The organism is Lyngbya sp. CCY1209, assembly GCF_035615495.1.
GTDB lineage: Bacteria > Cyanobacteriota > Cyanobacteriia > Cyanobacteriales > Microcoleaceae > Limnospira.
The window spans coordinates 1-284 of the sequence record NZ_JAJENU010000465.1 but is presented as its reverse complement, the minus strand read 5'-3'; the positions used below and the strand labels follow the sequence as shown (position 1 = coordinate 284).

1 protein-coding gene is annotated in these 284 nt (G+C 61.3%); it reads left to right on the top strand.

All coding sequences use genetic code 11. The features are described 5' to 3' along the window. The coding region (locus LKE08_RS14795) for an Ig-like domain-containing protein (RefSeq protein WP_324705008.1) at positions 1 to 284 on the top strand (284 nt) is incomplete at both ends.

Here is a 284-nt window from a genome sequence, read left to right as displayed (position 1 = left end):
CCCGACGCCGATGGGGAAGTGACCGTGGATATCGCGGCTAATGTGGCAGCGGATATCGCCGGAAACGATAACACCGCCGCGGCCGGGTTGACCCGCACCTACGATGTCACCGCCCCCGATGTCACCCTAACCACCGACGCCGAGGCAACAATCAACGCCCCCTTCACCGTGACAGCCACCTTCGGCGAAGCCGTCAGCGGGTTCGAGGTATCAGATATCACCATCAACAACGGCAGCGCCGACAACCTGCAAACCGCCGACAACATCACCTACACCTTCGACAT